Source organism: Paenibacillus sp. FSL W7-1287 (genome assembly GCF_038004245.1).
Taxonomy (GTDB): domain Bacteria; phylum Bacillota; class Bacilli; order Paenibacillales; family Paenibacillaceae; genus Pristimantibacillus; species Pristimantibacillus camelliae.
In genome coordinates this window covers 4,065,965-4,086,055 of record NZ_JBBORD010000001.1, presented here as the reverse complement: position 1 = coordinate 4,086,055, position 20,091 = coordinate 4,065,965, and the positions used below count along the sequence as shown (strand labels likewise).

General features: G+C 41.8%; 17 protein-coding genes. 5 read left to right on the top strand and 12 right to left on the bottom strand.

Features of this window, described 5'->3' with window-relative positions; all coding sequences use genetic code 11:
- Positions 1-605: 605 nt before the first annotated feature.
- The 3 genes from NSQ99_RS18340 (at position 606) to NSQ99_RS18330 (ending at position 4,299) form a co-directional block, all read left to right on the top strand.
- Positions 606-2,771: an ATP-binding protein gene (locus NSQ99_RS18340; protein WP_340838359.1), complete on the top strand. Its 2,166-nt coding sequence runs from the start codon at positions 606-608 to the stop codon at positions 2,769-2,771.
- Positions 2,755-3,453: a response regulator transcription factor gene (locus NSQ99_RS18335; RefSeq protein ID WP_251667487.1), complete on the top strand. Its 699-nt coding sequence runs from the start codon at positions 2,755-2,757 to the stop codon at positions 3,451-3,453. The genes NSQ99_RS18340 and NSQ99_RS18335 overlap by 17 nt, the downstream gene beginning before the upstream one ends.
- Positions 3,454-3,645: 192 nt before the next feature.
- The gene (locus tag NSQ99_RS18330; RefSeq protein WP_340838358.1) at positions 3,646-4,299 is read left to right on the top strand and encodes a hypothetical protein; all 654 of its coding nucleotides are present in this window, start codon (positions 3,646-3,648) and stop codon (positions 4,297-4,299) included.
- A 222-nt stretch (positions 4,300-4,521) separates the two neighbouring features.
- Here the strand turns inward: NSQ99_RS18330 and NSQ99_RS18325 are convergent, their stop codons facing one another.
- From NSQ99_RS18325 to uidA, 3 genes are all read right to left on the bottom strand, one after another.
- Entirely contained in the window at positions 4,522-5,328 is an 807-nt protein-coding gene (locus NSQ99_RS18325; protein ID WP_340838357.1) for a LysM peptidoglycan-binding domain-containing protein, read from the bottom strand.
- 185 nt (positions 5,329-5,513) lie between these two features.
- Positions 5,514-6,902, bottom strand: a complete 1,389-nt coding sequence (locus tag NSQ99_RS18320; protein ID WP_340838355.1) for an MFS transporter — start codon at positions 6,900-6,902, stop codon at positions 5,514-5,516.
- Positions 6,903-7,085: 183 nt separating this feature from the next.
- Positions 7,086-8,900 (bottom strand): beta-glucuronidase, encoded by a 1,815-nt coding sequence (gene uidA, locus NSQ99_RS18315; RefSeq protein WP_340838353.1) that lies wholly within the window; start codon positions 8,898-8,900, stop codon positions 7,086-7,088.
- Between the two features lie 173 nt (positions 8,901-9,073).
- On the opposite strand from uidA, the gene NSQ99_RS18310 reads away from it, so the two are divergent.
- Positions 9,074-10,300: a helix-turn-helix transcriptional regulator gene (locus tag NSQ99_RS18310; protein ID WP_251667492.1), complete on the top strand. Its 1,227-nt coding sequence runs from the start codon at positions 9,074-9,076 to the stop codon at positions 10,298-10,300.
- A gap of 161 nt (positions 10,301-10,461) precedes the next feature.
- On the opposite strand, the gene NSQ99_RS18305 is transcribed toward NSQ99_RS18310, so the two are convergent.
- The 6 genes from NSQ99_RS18305 to NSQ99_RS18280 are packed head-to-tail and all read right to left on the bottom strand — an operon-like array spanning position 10,462 to position 16,028.
- The gene (locus tag NSQ99_RS18305; protein ID WP_340838350.1) at positions 10,462-11,292 is read right to left on the bottom strand and encodes a carbon-nitrogen hydrolase family protein; all 831 of its coding nucleotides are present in this window, start codon (positions 11,290-11,292) and stop codon (positions 10,462-10,464) included.
- A 17-nt stretch (positions 11,293-11,309) separates the two neighbouring features.
- Entirely contained in the window at positions 11,310-11,978 is a 669-nt protein-coding gene (locus NSQ99_RS18300) for a cyclase family protein (protein WP_251667494.1), read from the bottom strand.
- A 42-nt stretch (positions 11,979-12,020) separates the two neighbouring features.
- A complete protein-coding gene (locus NSQ99_RS18295; protein ID WP_251667495.1) occupies positions 12,021-13,121 on the bottom strand; it encodes an ABC transporter substrate-binding protein in 1,101 nt (366 codons plus the stop codon).
- 29 nt (positions 13,122-13,150) lie between these two features.
- The gene (locus tag NSQ99_RS18290) at positions 13,151-13,975 is read right to left on the bottom strand and encodes an ABC transporter permease (protein WP_251667496.1); all 825 of its coding nucleotides are present in this window, start codon (positions 13,973-13,975) and stop codon (positions 13,151-13,153) included.
- Position 13,976: 1 nt separating this feature from the next.
- Positions 13,977-14,738 carry an ABC transporter ATP-binding protein gene (locus tag NSQ99_RS18285; protein ID WP_251667497.1) on the bottom strand — a complete coding sequence of 254 codons (762 nt, stop codon included), beginning with the start codon at positions 14,736-14,738 and terminating at the stop codon, positions 13,977-13,979.
- A 6-nt stretch (positions 14,739-14,744) separates the two neighbouring features.
- Positions 14,745-16,028 carry an MFS transporter gene (locus NSQ99_RS18280; protein ID WP_251667498.1) on the bottom strand — a complete coding sequence of 428 codons (1,284 nt, stop codon included), beginning with the start codon at positions 16,026-16,028 and terminating at the stop codon, positions 14,745-14,747.
- A gap of 219 nt (positions 16,029-16,247) precedes the next feature.
- Between NSQ99_RS18280 and NSQ99_RS18275 the strand changes: the two genes are divergently transcribed.
- Positions 16,248-17,141: a LysR family transcriptional regulator gene (locus NSQ99_RS18275; RefSeq protein WP_251667499.1), complete on the top strand. Its 894-nt coding sequence runs from the start codon at positions 16,248-16,250 to the stop codon at positions 17,139-17,141.
- 70 nt (positions 17,142-17,211) lie between these two features.
- On the opposite strand, the gene NSQ99_RS18270 is transcribed toward NSQ99_RS18275, so the two are convergent.
- The 3 genes from NSQ99_RS18270 to NSQ99_RS18260 form a co-directional block, all read right to left on the bottom strand.
- Entirely contained in the window at positions 17,212-17,649 is a 438-nt protein-coding gene (locus NSQ99_RS18270; protein WP_251667500.1) for a MarR family winged helix-turn-helix transcriptional regulator, read from the bottom strand.
- Between the two features lie 15 nt (positions 17,650-17,664).
- Positions 17,665-18,141: a glutathione peroxidase gene (locus NSQ99_RS18265; RefSeq protein ID WP_251667676.1), complete on the bottom strand. Its 477-nt coding sequence runs from the start codon at positions 18,139-18,141 to the stop codon at positions 17,665-17,667.
- Between the two features lie 282 nt (positions 18,142-18,423).
- Positions 18,424-19,908 (bottom strand): ABC transporter substrate-binding protein, encoded by a 1,485-nt coding sequence (locus NSQ99_RS18260; RefSeq protein WP_340838346.1) that lies wholly within the window; start codon positions 19,906-19,908, stop codon positions 18,424-18,426.
- Between the last annotated feature and the right edge of the window lie 183 nt (positions 19,909-20,091).

Here is a 20,091-nt window from a genome sequence, read left to right as displayed (position 1 = left end):
TGAAAATTACTCTAAAGTGTCTTTTTTTGATTCTAATTAAACTAGTAATAATCTATAATGAATGAACTAGAAGGTTAGGTGTCATGTAGGAGGGGGTTACAATTTTTTACCATGATGTAGTCTGCAATAATTGTAAAAAAACATTTAGGGTACATGAAGGCTCATCTAAATATATACAAGCCAAAGAAAGAAAGGTTAAGTTTTTTTGTTGCGAGGATTGTGCTGATAAGATACGATTTGAAGCAATTAGGAATTTTATGCGCGGGTATAATCTTTGATGATTTGAAAATTTATAATTTACATTTTAAGAAAGATAATGCTATTCTAATAGGATGGTACATCATATAAATCAGATATAATACGCTGTAACCTTTAAACAAGGAGCTGATCTAAGCGATAATTATCGCTTGACTCAGCTCCTTTAGCTTTTTTATCTCATTTTATATAAGTAACTTAAAGTTTTCTTTAACTTAGCCAAATATAGAAGCAAAACCTCATGATCTCTTACATTTGCTAACGACAGATTTTGTTAGGGATGTTATTATTTAAATAAATTCCTACAAAAATCGATGTTGATAGATATTGCAGATGGAGGTCAATTCATCATGAGGAGAATGCTAGGATTGAGCTCTAACATAAATGTAATTCAAATTGTTACTGCCGTTATTCTTGGTTTGGTAGTAAGCTTTATCCTCATGTCAGTACCACACCTCCCAAAAATCGAAAGTAAGCAAGGTATTCTTGATATAAGCCAGATACATATTAGTGAAGAACCGATAAAGCTAAAAGGTGAATGGGAATTTTACTGGCAGGAGCTGCTGCTGCCTGAAGATATACACGACCGTATAGCCCAAGAAGGTAACACCGATCGCTTAATTAATATCCCTAGCTCTTGGAACGGCTATTCGGTAGACGATCAGAAGCTCGATGGGACAGGCTTTGCAACCTATCGGATGGTCATCCAGCTTAGTGAGCAGGATAGCAACGGGCGGCTAGCTCTACGGTTGCCTACGATTTTTCATTCATATAAATTATGGGTTAATGGTGAACGGTTAGCAGAAGTAGGTGAAGTAGGGCGGGACAAGAGCAGTGTCACGCCAAATTTGGCAACGAAGCTAGTATTCTTTCAACCGGAAAATGATAGGGTTGAGCTAGTCATGCAGGTTGCCAATTTTCATCATAACCGAGGAGGTATCACCAAGTACATAGAGCTAGGTGGTAGTGATCAATTAGCAGTTAGAACAAATCTAAAAATCGCTGCTGAAATGTTCATCACCGCAAGCTTGCTAGTCATTGGTATATATCATCTGCTGCTGTTTGTACTAAGGCGAAAAGACAGGGCTACGCTCTATTATGGTCTGTTTACCACATTATTCGGTATTCGCTCCTTGTTAGTCGGGGAACATCTAATGACACAAGTGTGGCCAAACATGCCATGGGAGCTACAGTTTAAAATAGAGTATCTCGTTCTTTGTAGCAGTGCTTATCTCATCACGATGTACTCTGATTGCATATATCCGAATTATATTGCACGTTGGTTTCATCTTGGTACACGGCTTGCAACAGGGGCGCTTTGTATCGTTGTTCTGGTGACACCAGCCATAGTCTATACAAAACTATTGCTATTGATTGGTTTGGTTGTTGTTGTTCATGCCATTTATCTGATTATAGGGCTAGTTCGGGCAGCTCTTCAGCGTGTGGAGGGAGCGTTGCTCTTTCTACTAGTGTCGATGGTAGCCTTTATTGCGACGGTCAACGATTTCTTATATTACAGTGAATGGTCACCGATTGAAAATTCGTTTTCACTCGCTCTGTTGGTCTTTACCATTGCACAGATGATATTGCTTTCTGCAAGGTTTACGAGAACGGCTGCAAACGAGGAGAGAGTTACGCTTCAGCTACAGGATGCTAACAATAAGCTGACTGAAATGAATACGAATTTGGAGCAGCTTGTACTAGAGCGTACGAATGCTCTAACTGTGGCTCATGCTGAGCTTCGCCTATCCTATGATCAATTACTTCTCTCTGAGCAGGGAAGGAAGAAGCTTCTCGCCTATATTACCCATGATTTGCGTATGCCACTAGCCAATATGCTAGGCTATGTCGAGGCTGTTCACGATGGGGTCAAGCCAGAACGCAATGAGCAATACCTCAAGTATATTCGTGATAACACAATAAGAATTAACCGTATGATCGAGGAGTTATCCTTTTTGTCGCATCTGGAGACGGGGCAAGTCGCGTACCAGATGGAGGCCGTTTATGTGACTCAATTCATACAGCAGTTTTATGAACAATATGAGCTAGTTGTGCGTGATGCAGGTTTAGAGTTCAGACTAGATACTAGAGCTGTAGATGATCTGCGAAATATGCCCATTGTTACAATGGATACGCAACGGCTAGAGCAGGCGTTGTTTAATCTAGTGTCGAATGCGATGAAGTTTACGCCGAAAGGTGGAGTCGTACGTCTAGCAATAACTGTGGACAAGGCGAACGATACCCGCCATGCGGTAATTAGCGTACAAGACTCAGGGATAGGGATTCCTCCCGAACAGTTAGAACAAATTTTTGATCGCAACTATAGATATGCTCGACCGGGCATGGATTTAGAAGTTGAGGGAAGCGGACTTGGACTGGCCATTTGTCGAGAAATCGTGCAAGCACATGGTGGGACGGTTTGGGCAGAAAGTGATGGAATAACTGGTTCAATTTTTTATATATCGCTTCCATTTATTCGCGAAGAGGGAAGGGGACGGAATGATGGACAATTATAAAATTATGATCGTTGATGATGATCCGCATATATGTGAAATTGTTCAAGCATATTGTGAGAAGGACGGCTTTAGTACCTCCTATAGCCATAACGGCAGAGATGCGATGAAGCTGCTGACATCGTTCGAGCCTGATTTAATTGTGCTCGATGTTTTACTAGCAAATGAGAATGGAATAGATTGGTGTAAGGACGCTCGTAATCATACGGATGCACCGATTGTATTTCTAAGCAGCCGTGAGGAAGACGAGGTTAAAATCAATGCATTAAACTATGGTGGGGATGATTATGTAACGAAGCCATTTAGTCCAGGGGTGCTTATGGCTAAGATCAAGGCTCATCTTCGCAGAGTATCGACAGGTAAAAGAGAGCAGCTACTGGAACTACCGGGATTGACGCTTGATTTCTACTCGCAGTCCGTCAACATGGTTAGTAAAACCGTTTATTTATCCAAAAAAGAGTTTTCTCTACTGTCCTATATGGCGCAACATGTGAATCGTGTCGTCAGTGTCAATGCGCTGTTTCAGCTTATATGGGGGATGGAGAGTCTGGAGGACACGAGAACGGTTGCTGTCCACATTAGCAATCTGCGGAAAAAAATAGAGAATGATCCTGTTAACCCCGAGCGAATTATTACGGTTCGAGGAGAAGGGTATATGCTAGTTGCTAAGCATACACGAGCTTAAGTAGGTAAACATAGCTGCCGGAATAGTCACTTATAGAGTCAATAAAAATAGCGGAGTAGGGGTTATCCCTGTCTCCGCTATTATTCATTTAACAGTTTAAAGTTTCCTTTAAGTTTCTTATGTGAGATAGCCTGCCATGATAAAATATGAATAAAGAATCAGTACGATTTCGTAGCTCATAGAAGATGAGAGGTGAGTCGATTGAAGATTATGACCGTTCCATTCTTATCTATTCTGCCGAATGCGAACAAAGGGCATGCAACTGAAGCTGTTGATGCTGCTAGTAAAGTGAACGTGCAACCGTTCGATGGAAACCAGCAACAATTGAATGTTAAGCAAGCCCTGAAGGAGCAAATACTGCGAAAGCTATCAGAGCTGCAAGCATTGGTAACCGAACAAGGGCACGATAACCCGAAGGTTAAGCTTATCATTGATAAATTTCGCAATGGTAAGAAGCTAACGTCAGCTGAGATAGCTTATCTAAGTCAGCATGCGAAAGGTATAGTCGATCATATCGAGCGAATTTCTCGTGAGCGTGAAATCGTCGAACATAGGATGAGCGTTGCACCCTCGAAAATGGATGTGCAGAATGTTGTCCTGCTTTCTCTTCAGCAAGTCGCAAAGCACCCTAGCACGGAAGAGCGCATCGTACGTGCAGCGCAGATAGCTGATGCACAGTACGAGTATATGCAATCAGAAGATTATAGGAATAAGCCTAACGGGCCTTTAGATGATCGAGAGAAACAAGCTAGCAACCGTATAGGTAGTAGAAAAGATATGATGCATACGTTAATGGCTATTGTCGCATATGAGAAAGCTAAGCTTTTGACGATGAAACAACCATGAACGCATTGAAAAACGGATCTCATAACGATTCCTCTTAACAACATGCCAATGTTTAATTAATATCTCATTCCACAAAAAACTCACTTCTATTCTCAGCTAAAATTGATATCCCCTCATTAGAAAGACTAGCTAGCTGAGCTTCGTTCAACTTAATCAATCGCATTACCTTAGGGCATGCTAATGGTAATGCTTTTTTTTGTTTACATACCCATACCACCCTGATTAGGAAAAGTAGACTCTGACTCTAACTAAATCAACAATTCGACCATCCTCAGCACTGCGGTCATAAACCCACAACTCGCCTTCCTCGGTCGTTGGGTGCTGATCAAAAGGGAGCTCAAGTGAAAAATAACCATAGGCAGGAGCTCCCTGTTGTGCGGTTGTAAAGCGTTCATTCGTTACGATCATATGGTTACCATCTCTTATCTGCATCAGAACATTAGCCTCGAATACGCGTGCAAACCCTTCAACGTGAACACCGCTAGCAATATATTCTCCAACAGGTGGACGTACAACGGTTATATTACGCGTTGACGGTGCTGGAATGATTAGACGAAATGCTGGATAAAGCAGATCTCGAGAGAATCCAGGTCTGCCTTCGTTTGCTTGCAGAATCGACTGAACAGAAATTCCTAACTGACTAGCGATTTGTGTTAAGGTGTCTCCTGGGTGAATCTCGTATTGAAAAGCAGGCACCCAAAGAGGGTGGTTAATTAATATAGCGTTCGCATCTGCTAGTTGATTCACCCCCGCTAGTAAATCATAGTGAGCGGAGAACCTGCGGCCAATGGAGAATAACGTATCGCCTGGCTGTACGATATAAATGCTTCGATAAGGCTGCACCGCTGGTGCAGGCACGACCAGCAGCCAGCCAGGATAAATGAGATATGGATCGGTAATAGGCGGATAGATGGCATTAGCCTCTTGAATAAGGTCTACCGTGCTGTTAAATCTCGATGCAATAGAGTATAAAGTGTCCCCAGGCTGGACGGTATATAAAATCTGTGTTTCTTCTATAATTCCCAACATCAATCATCCCTTTATTAGACGTATTACCACATCCTATTCGCCTAAATGAACAAAGGTGCGATTTCACAGCAACTGTTAAGCAAACGGTATATCGAATGTACACCAACAGTGAATACACTATAAAATCAAAGAAAAGCCTCTTACCAATTCGCAGCATTGGTAAGAGGCAAGGCGTATAGTTTATGTTACTTCTTTCTTCTTTCTGCGAGCTCAGCTGAGAGCTGCATCGTGCGTTTCTTATTCAATGGATATAGGAACATCAGAATGAAGAAGATAACAATATAGATAATAGCTGGAACCAAGGTTGCTAGTCCATAAATTCCATTCAATGTACTTTCCGCTTGTACATCTAGTGTGGAGTTGTAGCCAACTGCACCGAGTGCATAACCACCTATGCCTCCTGCGATGGCTTGACCGATTTTGCGAGCCATAGAATAGATGGAGTAAACGGTTGCATCTTCACGCATATCAGTTAAAAACTCGTGATAATCAATAACATCGGTGACAAATGCCCAAACTACTAGGTTGAACAAGCCCATCGCGAACATTCCGATTGCAGAGATGATAACAAACTGCAAACTGCTAATATCATTTAAGAAGTAAAGCAAAAGATAAGTTGCCCCTGCTAATGCCATGCCAGCAGCTGCCAGTTCTTTCTTGCCGAATCTTGCAACTAATGGCTTGATTAGAGGTGTTGCCAATAATACAACCGCTGCTTGAACAAAGCCGATCGCACTTAACATTGCTGTGTTGTTAAAGAAATCCTTGAAGAGGTAGGCGTTAACTGTACCAATCAACATCATATTGATCATAAAGATTAACGAAGCGATAAGAATCCAGATCAACGGCTTGTTCTTAACTAGACCCTTCATTGTTTTACCGAGATTTTTATTCTGTTTCGTATCAGGTTGATCGACAATTCGTTCTGTAGAGAGCTTATAGCATCCAATATAACAAGCAATTGCTAGCACACCAAATAATACAGCTGCCATGAACATTCGGTCAGCATCCATTTTGTTATCTACGAACACAATTAGTGGGCCCAGTACGTTAATGATTAAGCTAGCGAGCATAGCGCCCATCGTTCTCCATGTAGATAATGTTGTACGTTCGACAGGATCTGCTGTAATCACAGAAGCCATAGACCCGTAAGGGATATTGACTGTACTGTATAACGTTCCCCAAACGATATAAGTAACGAATGCCCAAGCTAGGTAGAACCCATCACTCATACCAGGGATTTTGACAAACATGAGCACACCCGATAAGACAAGTGGGAAGGACATTCGAAGTATCCAAGGCTTAAACTTCCCATGCTTAGTCGCTTTTCTCGTATCGATAAATCTTCCCCATGCAAAATCAGCGAATGCATCCCATAGTCTAGCTATGAAGAATAGGGTACCGACAAGCTCAGCACTAATATGAAAAATATCAGTATAATAAACCATTAAGAATGCGCTTACTAAAATGAAAAAGAAATCATTACCGAAGTCACCGAATAAATATCCGAGTTTATCTCTCATCCCAAATGGGCGGTTTGTCTTATTTTCTAGTTTACTTGTAGATGGACTCATCGTATTGTCCCCCTTTGTTGAATGAAAAGCTTGTATATGAAATATTAATTTGGATGCTTTGCTTTACATCAAGGAGCAATTGCCCTCTTGTTCATTAAGAGGGCAAGGGCTACACTTGAATGGCTTATTTCTTCGTGCGCATTGGTACTACTATGCAGAGATTTTTGAATCAGGTATTCGTCATTAATTTTTATAGCCTTGGTGAGGGATGCTATTCCAGCGTTCGCTGAGATAGCGTACAACCATTTTCGGCTCTCTAGCTCGAGTAAAGATTCCTTTTTTATTACCTTGAACTCGTACGATGCCAAATTTCGTTTGGAAATCTGCGAAGTTCCACAGCTGTTCGCCGATAAAGTTTGGAATTTCATCGAACACCTTACTATTCATGCGATAGTAGTCCTCTTGATACTCCTCGCTAAATGGCTCACCGTAAACGCTATGGAAGCCTGCAACGGTATCTGCGCCATATTCAGTGTACATAATTGGCTTCTCAGGATACATCGTTTGCCATTCTAACAGCTCTTGGCGCGTTTTATTCTCAGCTGTTTTCAAATCCCCAAGCTGTACATACCAGCCATAATAGCGGTTCAGTGCAATGACATCCACGAGCTCTGTGCATTTATCAGCCTTAGGCAAGGCCATCATGATATTAACGAAGGTGCATGGGCGATTTTGCGGATCTAACTCGCGTGCTAATGCGAACAATGGAGCAAAATACTCATACGAACCTTTAGCGAAGCTTGCAGGTTCATTAGCAATCGACCACATGACAACACAGGCATGGTTTTTGTCACGAGCGATCAGCTCTTTAATGACTTGCTCATGAGCTTCCGTTGTGTTCATTTTTACCCAAGTATCGTCTTCGATATCTCCGCCTTTTTCCAATATGGAGATGTCAAAGTTAAAGTTTGAGAAAAGTCCGACAGCAGGAGTTTCATCAATGACGACGATCCCTTCACGATCACATAAACGCATCATTTCCTCAGAATAAGGATAATGTGAAGTGCGGAGAGAGTTTGCTCCCATTTTTTTCATTAGCTTAATATCGTGCACGTTATAGGCTTCGTCCAGTCCGCGACCACGGATATACGTATCCTCATGCTTACCAAATCCTTTAAAGTAGAAGGATTCACCGTTAAGCAAGAACTTACCGCCAGTTACCTCGATTTTACGAACACCAAATGGCTCCTCGTATACATCAACGAGTGCACCGTTTTGATAGCCTTCAACCTTAGCAGTATAAAGATACGCCGCAAGTGGCTGCCATAGGTTAACATCATTGATTTTAAGCTGAACGTCTGCGCCTGAAGCAGTAGCAACGGCTTGCCCTTGCTCATCAACGATCGTTACCTTTACTTCATCAAATGCGCCTGCAGTCTTCACTTTAACCTGCACATCTGCTTCGCTATTTACAAGATCGACATCTGGAATGATGACGATGTCTTCAATATAGCTCTTAGGTGTAGAATAGATCTTAACTGGGCGATGTAGGCCGGCATAGTTAAAGAAGTCGAAGTTTTCATCTACCTTACGTACCAGTTTACCGTTTTCATCTGTCGTTTCACGATAGTTACCAACGGGAAGTGTAGAGTAGTCCAGCAAATTACTAATGCGCACGGTTAGGCGATTTGAGCCTGACACAAGGTGATCGTTGATCTCAGCTTCAAATGGAGTAAAGCCGCCCTTATGGTGAACGACGAATTTTCCATTTACATACACCCACGCTTCATGTGTTGCAGATCCGAAGCGGAGAACTAATCTTTGGTCGTGCAGCGCTTTAGCGACCGTAAAGTCTGTCTCATACCATACATATCCGTTATGCTGTCTTATTTCAGCTAATACAGCCTGATCGTTGAATGAAGCGGGTACAGCCATAAGCTCCTGTGTTGGCAGTGGTTGATTCAAGTCTAGCTCTTGCTCTTCATGATCGATCATGAATCTCCACACACCGCTAAGATCCATGACGATTCGACTTTCAGTTGAAATTGGGTATAACATGTTGTTCATTCCTCCAGTCAATTTATAGTTTGTCATCTATGCTTCTTATGGAAATGAAAGCGTTTAATGTAAGTGCTTTATTTGATTATAAATAATGATTGGTGCTAATATTAGTAATATTATTACTTCATTCGTACAATATTAGCTTTTTTTGCTGAAGAGAGGGGCAGCTGATGGTCAAGCATGATTATCGGGAATATATAAAAATCATTCAAATCATCCATTCATTAACGAAAATGGATATCCGCTTAATGGATCATAGCAGTACGATCATTGATCAGATTAGTAATCATACAATTCCGGCTGTACTTCATCAGCCAAATGATGAGCATCGTTATATCAATGATGTGCTAAGAGCGAATGAACATGGACATTATTATCATTTTGTCAATTCATCTGGCTTGGAATATGTTGCAGCTGGCATCTGGAAGCATCAAAGTTTAGATTGCAGCATCATCGTTGGGCCATTCATTTCGAGTATAGCCGTCCTCGATTTTGTTAAAGATGTCATCGTAAACAATCAACTGCCCGTAGGAGAACGTAATCAGTTAGAGCATTTTTATAAATCCTTGCCTGTTGTCGGTGAGAGTGAGCTACAGCATATCGGTGAGCTGATCGGTCATCTATGTATGCATAACCATATTCGTTCGAAGCAAATTACAGCTAATACCCGCAGGCCAACTCGAAATACGAGTGTGCATAAGGTGATGCTGGAGGAGCAGAAGGAAACGATTGAACGTAGATATGAAATTCAAAATAACGTGATGGATGCCATCTCTAGAGGAGATAAGGAAGAAATCACGAAAGTGCTTGTTCAGCTCAGTGCAGAATTGGTGGCGTTCACAGATCGCGTACCAGAAAGTCCGATTCGATCCTCTAAAAATATTGGGTTCGTGCTGAACACGATGTGTAGAATTGCAGCTGAACGAAGTGGTGTACATCCTGTTTACTTGCATAATATATCGGAACGATTTGCGATTTTAATAGAAAAGACGTTTACAATACCACAGTTGAATGCATTGTTTCTGACGATGGGGCAGGATTATTGTGAGCTCGTAACTACGGTTGCTACAGGGCAATATAGCTTGATTGTCAAGAGAGCGATTGATTATATTTTGCTCAATCTAAGTCACCCGTTATTTTTAGAGCAAATCGCTGAGCAAATTCATATTACTCCTACTTATCTATCTAGAAGGTTTAAACAGGAGACAGGGGAGACGATCATCGACTTCATTAACCGTAAACGGGTAGAAGAGGCGGCGGTATATTTAAGAAGAGGAAATATATCGGTGACAGAGGCTGCTTTTTTGGTGGGCTATAATGATTTGAATTACTTTAGCAAGGTGTTTAAGAAGATTATGTCTGTAACGCCATCGCGTTATGCCAAAGGTCTAAGCTAAGTAAGCTATATAAAAAGCACCATAGAAGATTCAGTAGCTCTGACTGAATGCTCTACGGTGCTTTTGCGTTTATTTTTAATTCTTATCTTCAGTACTGCATAGTTATCTTATACTGCTTGCTGCTAAAGCTAGTAAAAACGGTAGCTAGCATTAAGTTAGCATTAAGTTAGCATCATATCTCTTTTGAACGGTAGACGCAGATGAGCTTCCCAGCGATCCTCAAGATCTATAGTGTGTGTGAGCAGAACATCATCCTGCGACGTATCTGCAAAGCCCAATATTTCACCACCAAGTGGAGAGACGATCATGCAATGACCATAATACTCCTTACCATACTCAATTCCAGTTTTATTAACGCCTACAACGAATACATTGTTCTCGAAGGCGCGGGCACGCAGCATTAGCTTCCATGTGTCGGAGCGCCAGTCGCTTGCGAAGGAGCTCGTTGCTGTAAGGTTGAAAATGATGTCGGCGTCATGCAGTGCCAGCTCTCGAAAGCCTTCCGGAAAATGGCGATCGTAGCATATTTGCAAGCCGATCTTCACATGATCCGCTGGAATAACTGGATAGCCTAGATTGCCAGGCTCAAAGTATATTTTCTCGTAATTGCCCATGGCGTTATTAATCATCGGCGCGGGAATATGAACCTTGCGGTACTTGCCTGCAATTGCCCCATTGGAGTCAACGACCATCGCTGTATTGTAATAATGTCCTTTATCTACCTCTGCATATCCAAAAATCGTGGTTAGCTTAAGCTCCTTAGCTTTATTTCGAATCGTTGTAATCTCCTCACAATTGTCCTCCATAAAGTAATGTCGGAACTGCCTTAGATAGATTACAGGAAAGAAAGGAGTGAGTGCCAGCTCTGGAAATGCGACTACCTGTACTCCTTGATCCTTAGCCGTCTCCATCATGCGAACAATGCGTTCTAGATTTACCTGTATATCTTCATCATTAGGAGCCATTTGCGCAGCGCCAATCGTTAATTTCATAGTGCAACTCCTCTCAATTATTCGATAACAAAGACGCGTGCAGGACCACCGCAGCCATTTTCAATTTTTATTGGAATTGCATAGAAATCGACCACATCACCATTGATCGCAGATAGGTTTGTAATGTTCTCAATAATGCAGACATTGTTGCCAAGCAATGTACGATGAACAGGAGCCTCAGTTCCGTTGAATGAATCATTGACGCTAGGTTCATCTGGTGGATGATCTAGTGCTACTGCCTTAATACCAGCCTCTACAAGCCACTGAGCTAGCGAGGTTTCAATATAGTGACCCATGCGATAGTAATCGTCATTGCCAAAGCTTTTCTCTGACCATCCGGAATAGAAGATAACAAAGCAATTCTTTAGTTTATCCTGAGTCAACCCCTGATCGAGAAAATGCTGAATCGTTACAGGCTCACCTGGCTGGATTTTATCCTTAAGTCTTAGTACATGAGCTTTTCCCATCAGACGCTCTAATGGAACCTGATCGATGGTCCAACCATCCTTCACAAAGTGGAATGGAGGGTCGATATGTGTTCCTACATGAATGCTAAAGGAAAGGACTGCATTAGTTCGGTGATGCTCCTCATGTGTATGGATCATTTCATAGGTAACCGGTGGATGTCCAGGTACAAGTGATACATTCGGTCCAAGCTCTGTAGTTAAATCGATAATTGTTGGCATAGGTATTGCTCCCTTCGTTATTAAAAGCTATTTAGTAGAATGTTAAGGTGTCCAAGTTACTAAAGTAGGGTCGACCTCCAATAGGAAGCCTGGATTTACAAACTCGCTGAAGTCAGGTAGTTCTTTAATTTTTTCGTTGGCCAATAGGAAGCTAGAGGTGTTCTCTATGTCTTCAATAAGCTCAGGCGTGATCGCTAGAGAGTACTCATTTAGAGACATAATTTCAATGGCATCAGCCAGGTCAAGCTGTAGTGTTTCTGCTGCATGAGCTGCTGCTTGGTCAGGGCTTTCGTGAATAAAGGCTACAGCCTTGCTTAAAGCTCGAAGCACGGCCTTAACGGTATTCGGGTGCTTCTCGGCAAATTTAGTATCAGTAAGCAATACAGAATGAAAACCAGCTAGCTTTTGAGGACCTTCTTCGCCAGGTACATAAGATTGTGAGGCAGAGATGAAGCGCATAGCTCCGATTTTAGTTGTATTCAATATAACTGGCTCCCATACGACAAAGGCATCAATATCACCTTTTTCGTAAGCGATGGTCATCTCAGTACCGCCCATCTTGTAGATATCCATAGAGGATGTATCTAAGCCATAGTGCTCGACGATTTGTAAAAATAGTGCCTCTGACGTGTTGCCAGGGGAGTAGGCAATCTTCTTACCATTCAAGTCCTCCGGTGTTTTAATGGTGTTCGGATTAACGACCATAGATTGAGCGCCAGAAATATCAGATTGCTGGGCGATAATTTGTACTGCGCTTCCAGATCCTTTTAAGATGGTTGCCGGCGAATCTCCGACACTACCAATGGGAATGCTTCCGCCTGCAAGAGCAGCTGTTACATCGGCACCAGATTGAAATAGCTCTAAGTTAATATCTAAGCCTTCCTCGGAGAAATAACCTTCCTCGATGGCTACGATGATTTCAGAAGCAAGCTGCAAATCCCGAGCGGTGCCAATTGAGAGGCTGCTGACTTCTAGGCTAGGCTGCTTAGCTTCATCTTGCTCTGCGTTACTTGCTTGATTGGTGCCAGATGCTGCATTCGTGCTCGTGTTCGCGGTATTCGCAGCATTGTTGTTACCGCATGCTGCTAAGATGACAAGCGATAATACGGTTGTAGTTAGAAGGGCGAATTTTTTTGACCTCATAGTAAGTTCCTCCACTTTTCTATTTATTTTTACTTCCAACGAACCAATGCCTTTTCTGCACTAAGCAGTATTCGATTAATAGCGAAGCCTACTAATCCAATCGTAATCATGCCAACCATGACTTCATCCGTCTTGAATAGGTATCTTGCCTCTTGAATGAGGAAGCCTAATCCTGCGTTAGAGGCAATGAGCTCAGCAGCAACTAATGAGATAAAAGCCATACTTACACCAGCTCGCATACCGATAATGATATTGGGAATAGCAGATCGCAGAACAACATAGTAGAAAATCTGCAAGCTATTGGCTCCTAAAGTTTTAGCTGCTTTAATATGAACGGGATCTACCTGCTGAATACCTCCCATAACATTAAGCACGATAGGGAAAAATGCTGCGTACGTAATGATGAAGATCTTCGAGGATTCACCGATACCGAACCATAGAATCGCTAATGGAATGATCGCGATGGGGGGAATAGGTCGCAGCACCTCAATTACGGGATCAACGGCTTTACGAACATTGTCCCACATGCCTAGCACAAGTCCCGTTGGAACAGCGATGGCGATAGCTAGAAAGAAGCCGGAGAACACCCGTCCAAGACTAGAGAGGGTATGATCGATTAGTACGCCATTCTGAATGAGCCTCAGGAATGAGCTGAAAACAGTCCATGGACTAGGCAATAGCGAGGTTGAGAATATCCCCAAGGCGGATACGAATGCCCATAGAGCAATGGCGGCAAGAATACCGATTGATTTGATGCTGATGTTCTTTAGCGCTGGAACTCCGAATGATAATTTGTTCGTTCGTTGCTGAACAAGTGTAGATGTTATGACTCCTTTTTGGTTAACGACTCCCATACTAGGCAACCTCCCCTTCTAAAATTGCACTAATGAGCTTTTGATAATGAAACATACGATCATCGTTTCTGTCACGAATTCTCGGTAGATCAACCTTTATATCTAGGGCGACGCGTCCTGGATTAGGCATAAGAACAATAATTCGATCTGCCAAGTAGATGGCTTCATGAATACTGTGTGTGATGAACAGGCAAGTGATTTTATTTTGCTCCCATATTTTTAGAAGCTCACTTTGCATATGCTGTCTTGTTTGTTCATCAAGTGCAGCGAATGGTTCATCCATGAGCAGAATGGAAGGGTTATTCGCCAGAACTCTTGCGAGGCTGACACGTTGCTTCATTCCTCCAGAAAGTCTACTAGGATAGTGCTTTTCAAAGCCCTCGAGCCCAACCATACGAATAAAGGAGCGGGCCAACTCAAGGTATTGCTGCTTGTTCATGCCACTCATCTTAAGTCCAAACGCAACATTCTGCTCGACGGTGAACCAAGGGAATAACGCATATTCTTGAAACATTACGCCACGCTCTTTACCAGGCTTGCTCACAAGCTGATCCTGCAGCAGAATCTTACCCTCATACTTTTGAAATCCAGCAATACAATTCAGCAGGGTTGTTTTCCCACAGCCACTTGGTCCAAGGACACAGACGAACTCACCTTCTTCGATCGATAGGTTCATATGATTGAGTACCGTATGAACGTTTTTGTTATTGCTGAAATTTACTGTTACATCGTTAATCTTAATAAATGATTCCGTTTTGACCATTTCTTCTCACTCCTTTGTATAGTTCACTTGAGGATCCTTTAATTTACCTAGAAGCTTCATTGAATAGAGACTGACGAGAGCTAAAGGCAAAGTAACGACGGCAAATGATAAGGTTAGACCGACAATTTGACTAGTAGCACCAAGAGCTAGTGGACATACCCAATTTGCCATTCGATTAGACATGAGTCGCAAGCCCATTCCTAAGCCGCGATTTTGTTTACTAGTTGATTTTGATAGTAACGAGATGGCTAAAGGTTGGTTTAACCCAGTACCGATACCCACGAATATAATAGAGAGGATGATGCCCATTTGATTGGGGAGTATGGTGAATCCCAGTAACCCGACCAAGCTAATCAATAAAGCTGCGCCTGTCGTCCGCGTTCTTCCGTACCCTTCAATTAATCGTGCAGCAAACGGTCTTATAATAATGGAGGCAAGAGACCATAACGCAATGAGCAAGCTAATTTGATCTGGAGTATAACTTAGCTCCTTTAGATAGATAGGTAGATACGTAACACGGATAAACAGTATAAATGCAAGACTAAAGCTGATCATCGTCGCAGCTTGAATGCCGCTATTGCTTAGATAGAGTTGACCTCCTACCTTGTAGCTTCCAATAAAGGAGAAGCGGGGCTTCTCTTCCTGCGTAATGCTTACATTCGCAGTGGTTGTATTCGCAGCACTTGAATTCACATTACTTGTATCGCCAGCACTTGAAGGTGTAGTGTCTGATGGTTCCTTCGCATTCTTCGGCATGATAAGAAAGACGGCTAATAAAGCAAAGGAGAGAGCCATGTAGCTAATAAATACAAAAGTGAAATTAAAAGCTCCGTAAATCAAACTGCCAAACAGAGGACCTGCTAATTGTCCGAATGCGGTAAAGAAAGACATCCTCGCAATGGCCTTTTCACGAGATCCACCACCAACGAAGGTAACGATGGTTTGGCTTGAAAGCCAGACGGCGATATGACCGATTCCGACGAGTGTTTGAACGATTATGAATATGAAAAAACTATCATAGAACAGTAACAGCAAGCTTCCTAAGATCATAAAGGCTGCACCTAGGACAAGCATATTTTGCTGACCGATTCTGTCGGCGATGTAGCCAATCTGGATAGTAAACAGAAAAGGAACAAAGGTTTGAGCAGCAAAAATGATAGAAATTTGAATAATCGAAAAATTTAATCCCGATACGTAGAGAGACAACATTGGTGTAAACATTTCTGATAAGAACCAGTATAAGGTTGCTGCGTAAGTCCCTGCCCAGAATAGCCTACTATTTTTATTCATATTGACACTTCCAAACTATAAGCTACACTCAAGTGAGTTTAATGTTATATAAACTAACGTTAATTAAGCTTATTTTGATGTATCCGGCCGGTTAATTAGTATGTTATAGTATAACTAGTAACATAACAAGCGTGATTCTTGAATGGACTTATTCAAATTTCGAATGTAAATGCTTTTATATGTAAATTAATATGACATAACGTGTAAGAGGTGATTGAGGTGAATGATTTACAAATTGAAGCGTTTCTAGAAGTGCTACGTCACAACAGCTTTTCTAAGGCATCGCAGGAAATATTCGTCCCACAGCCTACATTGACCCATCGTATTAAGCAATTAGAGGATGAATTAGGGGAAATGTTGATTTATCGTAGTTCAAAAGGAATCATGCTAACGTCAGCAGGAAAGCTATTTCTTCCTTACGCGAGACAAATTTATGATGCAGTGAATAAAGGGAAGAAGCAGATTGAATTTGCCAGCAAAGGCATCTCTGGTATGCTTTCATTCGGAGTATCATTTGCTTTAGCTCAATACGTGCTACCTCATTTGCTGGGGCAGTTTCTTAAGCTGCATCCCCACTTTCACATTAATATTAACGCGCAGCCCTCCGAGGTTGTTATTCATAATATAAGAGAACGAAAGGTTTCGTTTGGCTTAACACGCCATCGCTCGAGTGATGCTAATTTGCAGTATGAATTGATTCATCAAGATGCTGTTCAAGTGCTAGTGTCTCCTAACCATCGCTTTAGTAGGCACGAGTATATTGATATACATGAGGCATGTGAGGAGCAAGTCATAACATACCCTCAAGGTACGTTTTTTCGTGAATTGATTGAAAACTCTCTTCACCCTTACAATGCCCGTGTGCTTCACCCGATCGAAATTAATCATAGTGAGCTGATTAAAAGCTTAGTGAAGGAAGGACATGGCATTACGTTTTTGCCAAACCTCTACACTCAAAAGGATATAGAACTTGGAGAGCTCATCGCTGTACCGCTAGTGCATAATCCATTTCCTTATCGTGATACCTATATCGCTTATAATGAAGATTATACGGACGGTAGCTTTCAGATTTTTCTTGAGTTTACAAGAGAATTTTTTAAGTCTTATCCGTAACAAATAAAAGAGAGCCAGTCTCCTCCACAATAGCGGGGGGACTGACTCTCTTTTTTTCACTTGAGCTTTACTACTGCTTAGCCTGCTCAAGCTTTTTCTGTAATTGCTGCAGCTGTGTCATCAGCTGCACATATTCATCAATGGATATATTGCAGTTAATGATTCTTTCCTGCACGGCCTTGGTGATGCTTTGCTTCTGCTCGTATGCTTTAGCTTCCAGATGGACAAGTACTTTGCGCTCGTCCTCCTTAGAGCGTTCCTTTCTAAGCCAACCGCTTTTCTCCATGCGAGAGAGGATTGGCGTGAGCGTACCTGTTCCGAGATTGATCTTCTCACCTATTGCTGTTACGCCAATGCCATCCTTTTCCCACAAAGCCAGTAGCACGAGGTATTGCGGATAGGTGAGCTCAAAGTCTGCTAAGACGGTGCTATATAATTTTGAAAATTGACTAGAGGTCTCGTATATGGCAAAGCAGAGCTGCTTATCTAAAGTAAGAAAATCATCCATATGTCCATTTATCTCCTAGAGCAATTGTTTTATTTTTTGTTCGATTTTTTCAGGCTCTGTGGTTGGGGCAAAGCGCTCGACTACATTCCCTTGTTGATCTACTAGAAACTTTGTGAAGTTCCACTTTACTTGCTTAGATAACAGTCCTTTTTGTTGATCCTTCAAAAATGTAAATAGCGGGTCTTCTTGCTCGCCATTAACATCGATCTTCGCGAACATAGGGAATGTGACGCCATAGTTTACCTGACAAAACTCAGTAGTTTCTTCGATGGAATCAAATTCTTGATTATTAAATTGATCACAGGGAAAGCCAAGAATTTCAAGACCTTGGTCGTTGTACTGTTCATATAGCTTTTGAAGTCCAGCGAATTGCGGGGTGAGGCCACACTTGCTCGCCGTGTTTACGATTAGAATAACCTTTCCAGCGTAATCCTTCAATGCTTTCTTTTCACCATTTGTTTTCGTTACTGTGAAATCATGTACAGTTGTCATCATTATATCCCTCCAGTGAAATAATAAATAATACGCATGAATTGGTGCTTCATTGAGAATGTTAATGTTATATTTTTAATCGCCTGCAATTGAATCGCTTACGATTATATCGTACACGATATATATTAGCATGGAGGATCATCCTTTGTAAATAGATGCAGTTTGAAAATTAATGAGTAGATACATAAAGGGACCGCTCAATCGTTAGTCATCACTAGCGATATTGAGCGGCCCTTACTTTACTAACTACAAAAGATTTCACGGCTTTACGAGCGTCTATCTCTATCTGGTAATAACACCGGGACCGAGAACATCCTGTTGCTCTTGCAAATAAAGCTTCAGCTCTTCTTGCGACATTATCTCGGTAGCAAGCAATTCGTTTCCTTTGATTTGGAGCTCAGATAAAGCGTGCTCTATCGTCAATTGACCATCACTTATGCTCGCAAATTCCTGCTGCAGCATGCTAGGAAATTCGTAGACGAAGCGCTGAGGTACTTGATGATAGGCCGGTACATTGTTGATCGGCTTCAGCTTGTAAAAAGCAGCGTAGTTACGACCGTCACCTTTATCGAAATACTGAGCACGCAAAGGAATATTTCCGTAGCTTTGTTTAGATTGCACACGAGCAAATTCATCGCCAGTAATGTAAGAAATAAATGTCCAAGCAGCTTCTTTATTCGTTGAGGCAGCATTGATGGCAAATAAATTATAGAACATCGAATAGCCTGTTGAATCGGGATTTTGCAATCCGACAGGAGCGGTTACCATGTCCCACTGCTGAACAATGTCTTCAGGATCCTGAGCGTTATTCTGTGCAATCTCAATGGTATCAATGTAATAGTTGCTTTCAAGCTTCATAGCAAGCCTTCCTTCAAGGAAAGGGTCTCCAAGTGAAGACTCGGAACTAGCTTCGTAATCACCACTATAGATGTAGTCATAATAGAATATAGCATCCGAAGTAAGCACTTGATTGCTTTGCTCTACAATAGATTCCCAAGCTGGCGTATCAATAGACATTTGCATCGTGTCGCTATTAAAATAATTAAGTCCCTCTGCAGTAGCCAACACGTTAACAACCTCAGTTAATTCCTTACTCCAGGCCATTTCCAGTCCATATATGCGATCACTTGGAGCTCCATCTGTTGGAAAATGATTGGCGAGGGCAACGATCTCATCCCACGTCATCTGGTCCGTTGGATAAGGAACGCCGTATTGGTCAAACAAATCCTTGTTATAGAATAAAGCCTGAGAGCGGAAGGTGGAAGGGATTGCGTACACTTGGCCTCCGCCAATATCCTTCATATAATCATGCAGACCAGGGTTAAATCCACCCACATTATAGCTTTCCTCAGCGACATATGTATCCAGATTATATAGCTTACCGTTTTCAATCAACGAAGTGATCGTAGTCGGATCAAGTAATACCACATCAGGCTGCTCTTGCTCAATAAACGCATCGAGTGCTTTGTTCATATCTTGATTGTATTGATCGAGTAACGTATTTTCTAGAGACAGTGTATTGACAACTTCAAGCTCAATATTAGGATACACCGCGCTAAATAACATGCCGAACTCCTGATAAAAGTAATCCTCACTACCGCTATACATTACTTTAAGTGAATTTGCGAGATCCTTTTGGCTACCTTGTTTATCTTGTCCTGTGGCACAGCCTGAAAGTACAGCGGCTGATAGACAGATAGCAACTCCACCTCTTAACCATCGTTTCTTATTCATGCCTTCATCTTTGACATATCGTAGTTTTTTCATATATACCTTCCTCTCTAATTAGCGTAACGCATAGCTTTGAATGTAAGTTCATTGTATCGTTGATTGATTTGGTTAGTCGTGTGATCTAGGTGTCAATATTGCAATGTTGTAGCTTACAACATTGTCACCTTCGATTACGTGACATGATTAACGAAAATAAGTACGTTTTCAATGAAAAATAGT

Excerpts from the sequence above, each read along its gene's own strand:
- NSQ99_RS18340 (WP_340838359.1), top strand. The coding sequence starts at position 606 with ATGAGGAGAATGCTAGGATTGAGCTCTAACATAAATGTAATTCAAATT.
- NSQ99_RS18335 (WP_251667487.1), top strand. The coding sequence starts at position 2,755 with ATGATGGACAATTATAAAATTATGATCGTTGATGATGATCCGCATATA.
- NSQ99_RS18325 (WP_340838357.1), bottom strand. The coding sequence starts at position 5,328 with ATGTTGGGAATTATAGAAGAAACACAGATTTTATATACCGTCCAGCCT.
- NSQ99_RS18320 (WP_340838355.1), bottom strand. The coding sequence starts at position 6,902 with ATGAGTCCATCTACAAGTAAACTAGAAAATAAGACAAACCGCCCATTT.
- uidA (WP_340838353.1), bottom strand. The coding sequence starts at position 8,900 with ATGTTATACCCAATTTCAACTGAAAGTCGAATCGTCATGGATCTTAGC.
- NSQ99_RS18310 (WP_251667492.1), top strand. The coding sequence starts at position 9,074 with ATGGTCAAGCATGATTATCGGGAATATATAAAAATCATTCAAATCATC.
- NSQ99_RS18305 (WP_340838350.1), bottom strand. The coding sequence starts at position 11,292 with ATGAAATTAACGATTGGCGCTGCGCAAATGGCTCCTAATGATGAAGAT.
- NSQ99_RS18300 (WP_251667494.1), bottom strand. The coding sequence starts at position 11,978 with ATGCCAACAATTATCGATTTAACTACAGAGCTTGGACCGAATGTATCA.
- NSQ99_RS18295 (WP_251667495.1), bottom strand. The coding sequence starts at position 13,121 with ATGAGGTCAAAAAAATTCGCCCTTCTAACTACAACCGTATTATCGCTT.
- NSQ99_RS18290 (WP_251667496.1), bottom strand. The coding sequence starts at position 13,975 with ATGGGAGTCGTTAACCAAAAAGGAGTCATAACATCTACACTTGTTCAG.
- NSQ99_RS18285 (WP_251667497.1), bottom strand. The coding sequence starts at position 14,738 with ATGGTCAAAACGGAATCATTTATTAAGATTAACGATGTAACAGTAAAT.
- NSQ99_RS18280 (WP_251667498.1), bottom strand. The coding sequence starts at position 16,028 with ATGAATAAAAATAGTAGGCTATTCTGGGCAGGGACTTACGCAGCAACC.
- NSQ99_RS18270 (WP_251667500.1), bottom strand. The coding sequence starts at position 17,649 with ATGGATGATTTTCTTACTTTAGATAAGCAGCTCTGCTTTGCCATATAC.
- NSQ99_RS18265 (WP_251667676.1), bottom strand. The coding sequence starts at position 18,141 with ATGACAACTGTACATGATTTCACAGTAACGAAAACAAATGGTGAAAAG.
- NSQ99_RS18260 (WP_340838346.1), bottom strand. The coding sequence starts at position 19,908 with ATGAAAAAACTACGATATGTCAAAGATGAAGGCATGAATAAGAAACGA.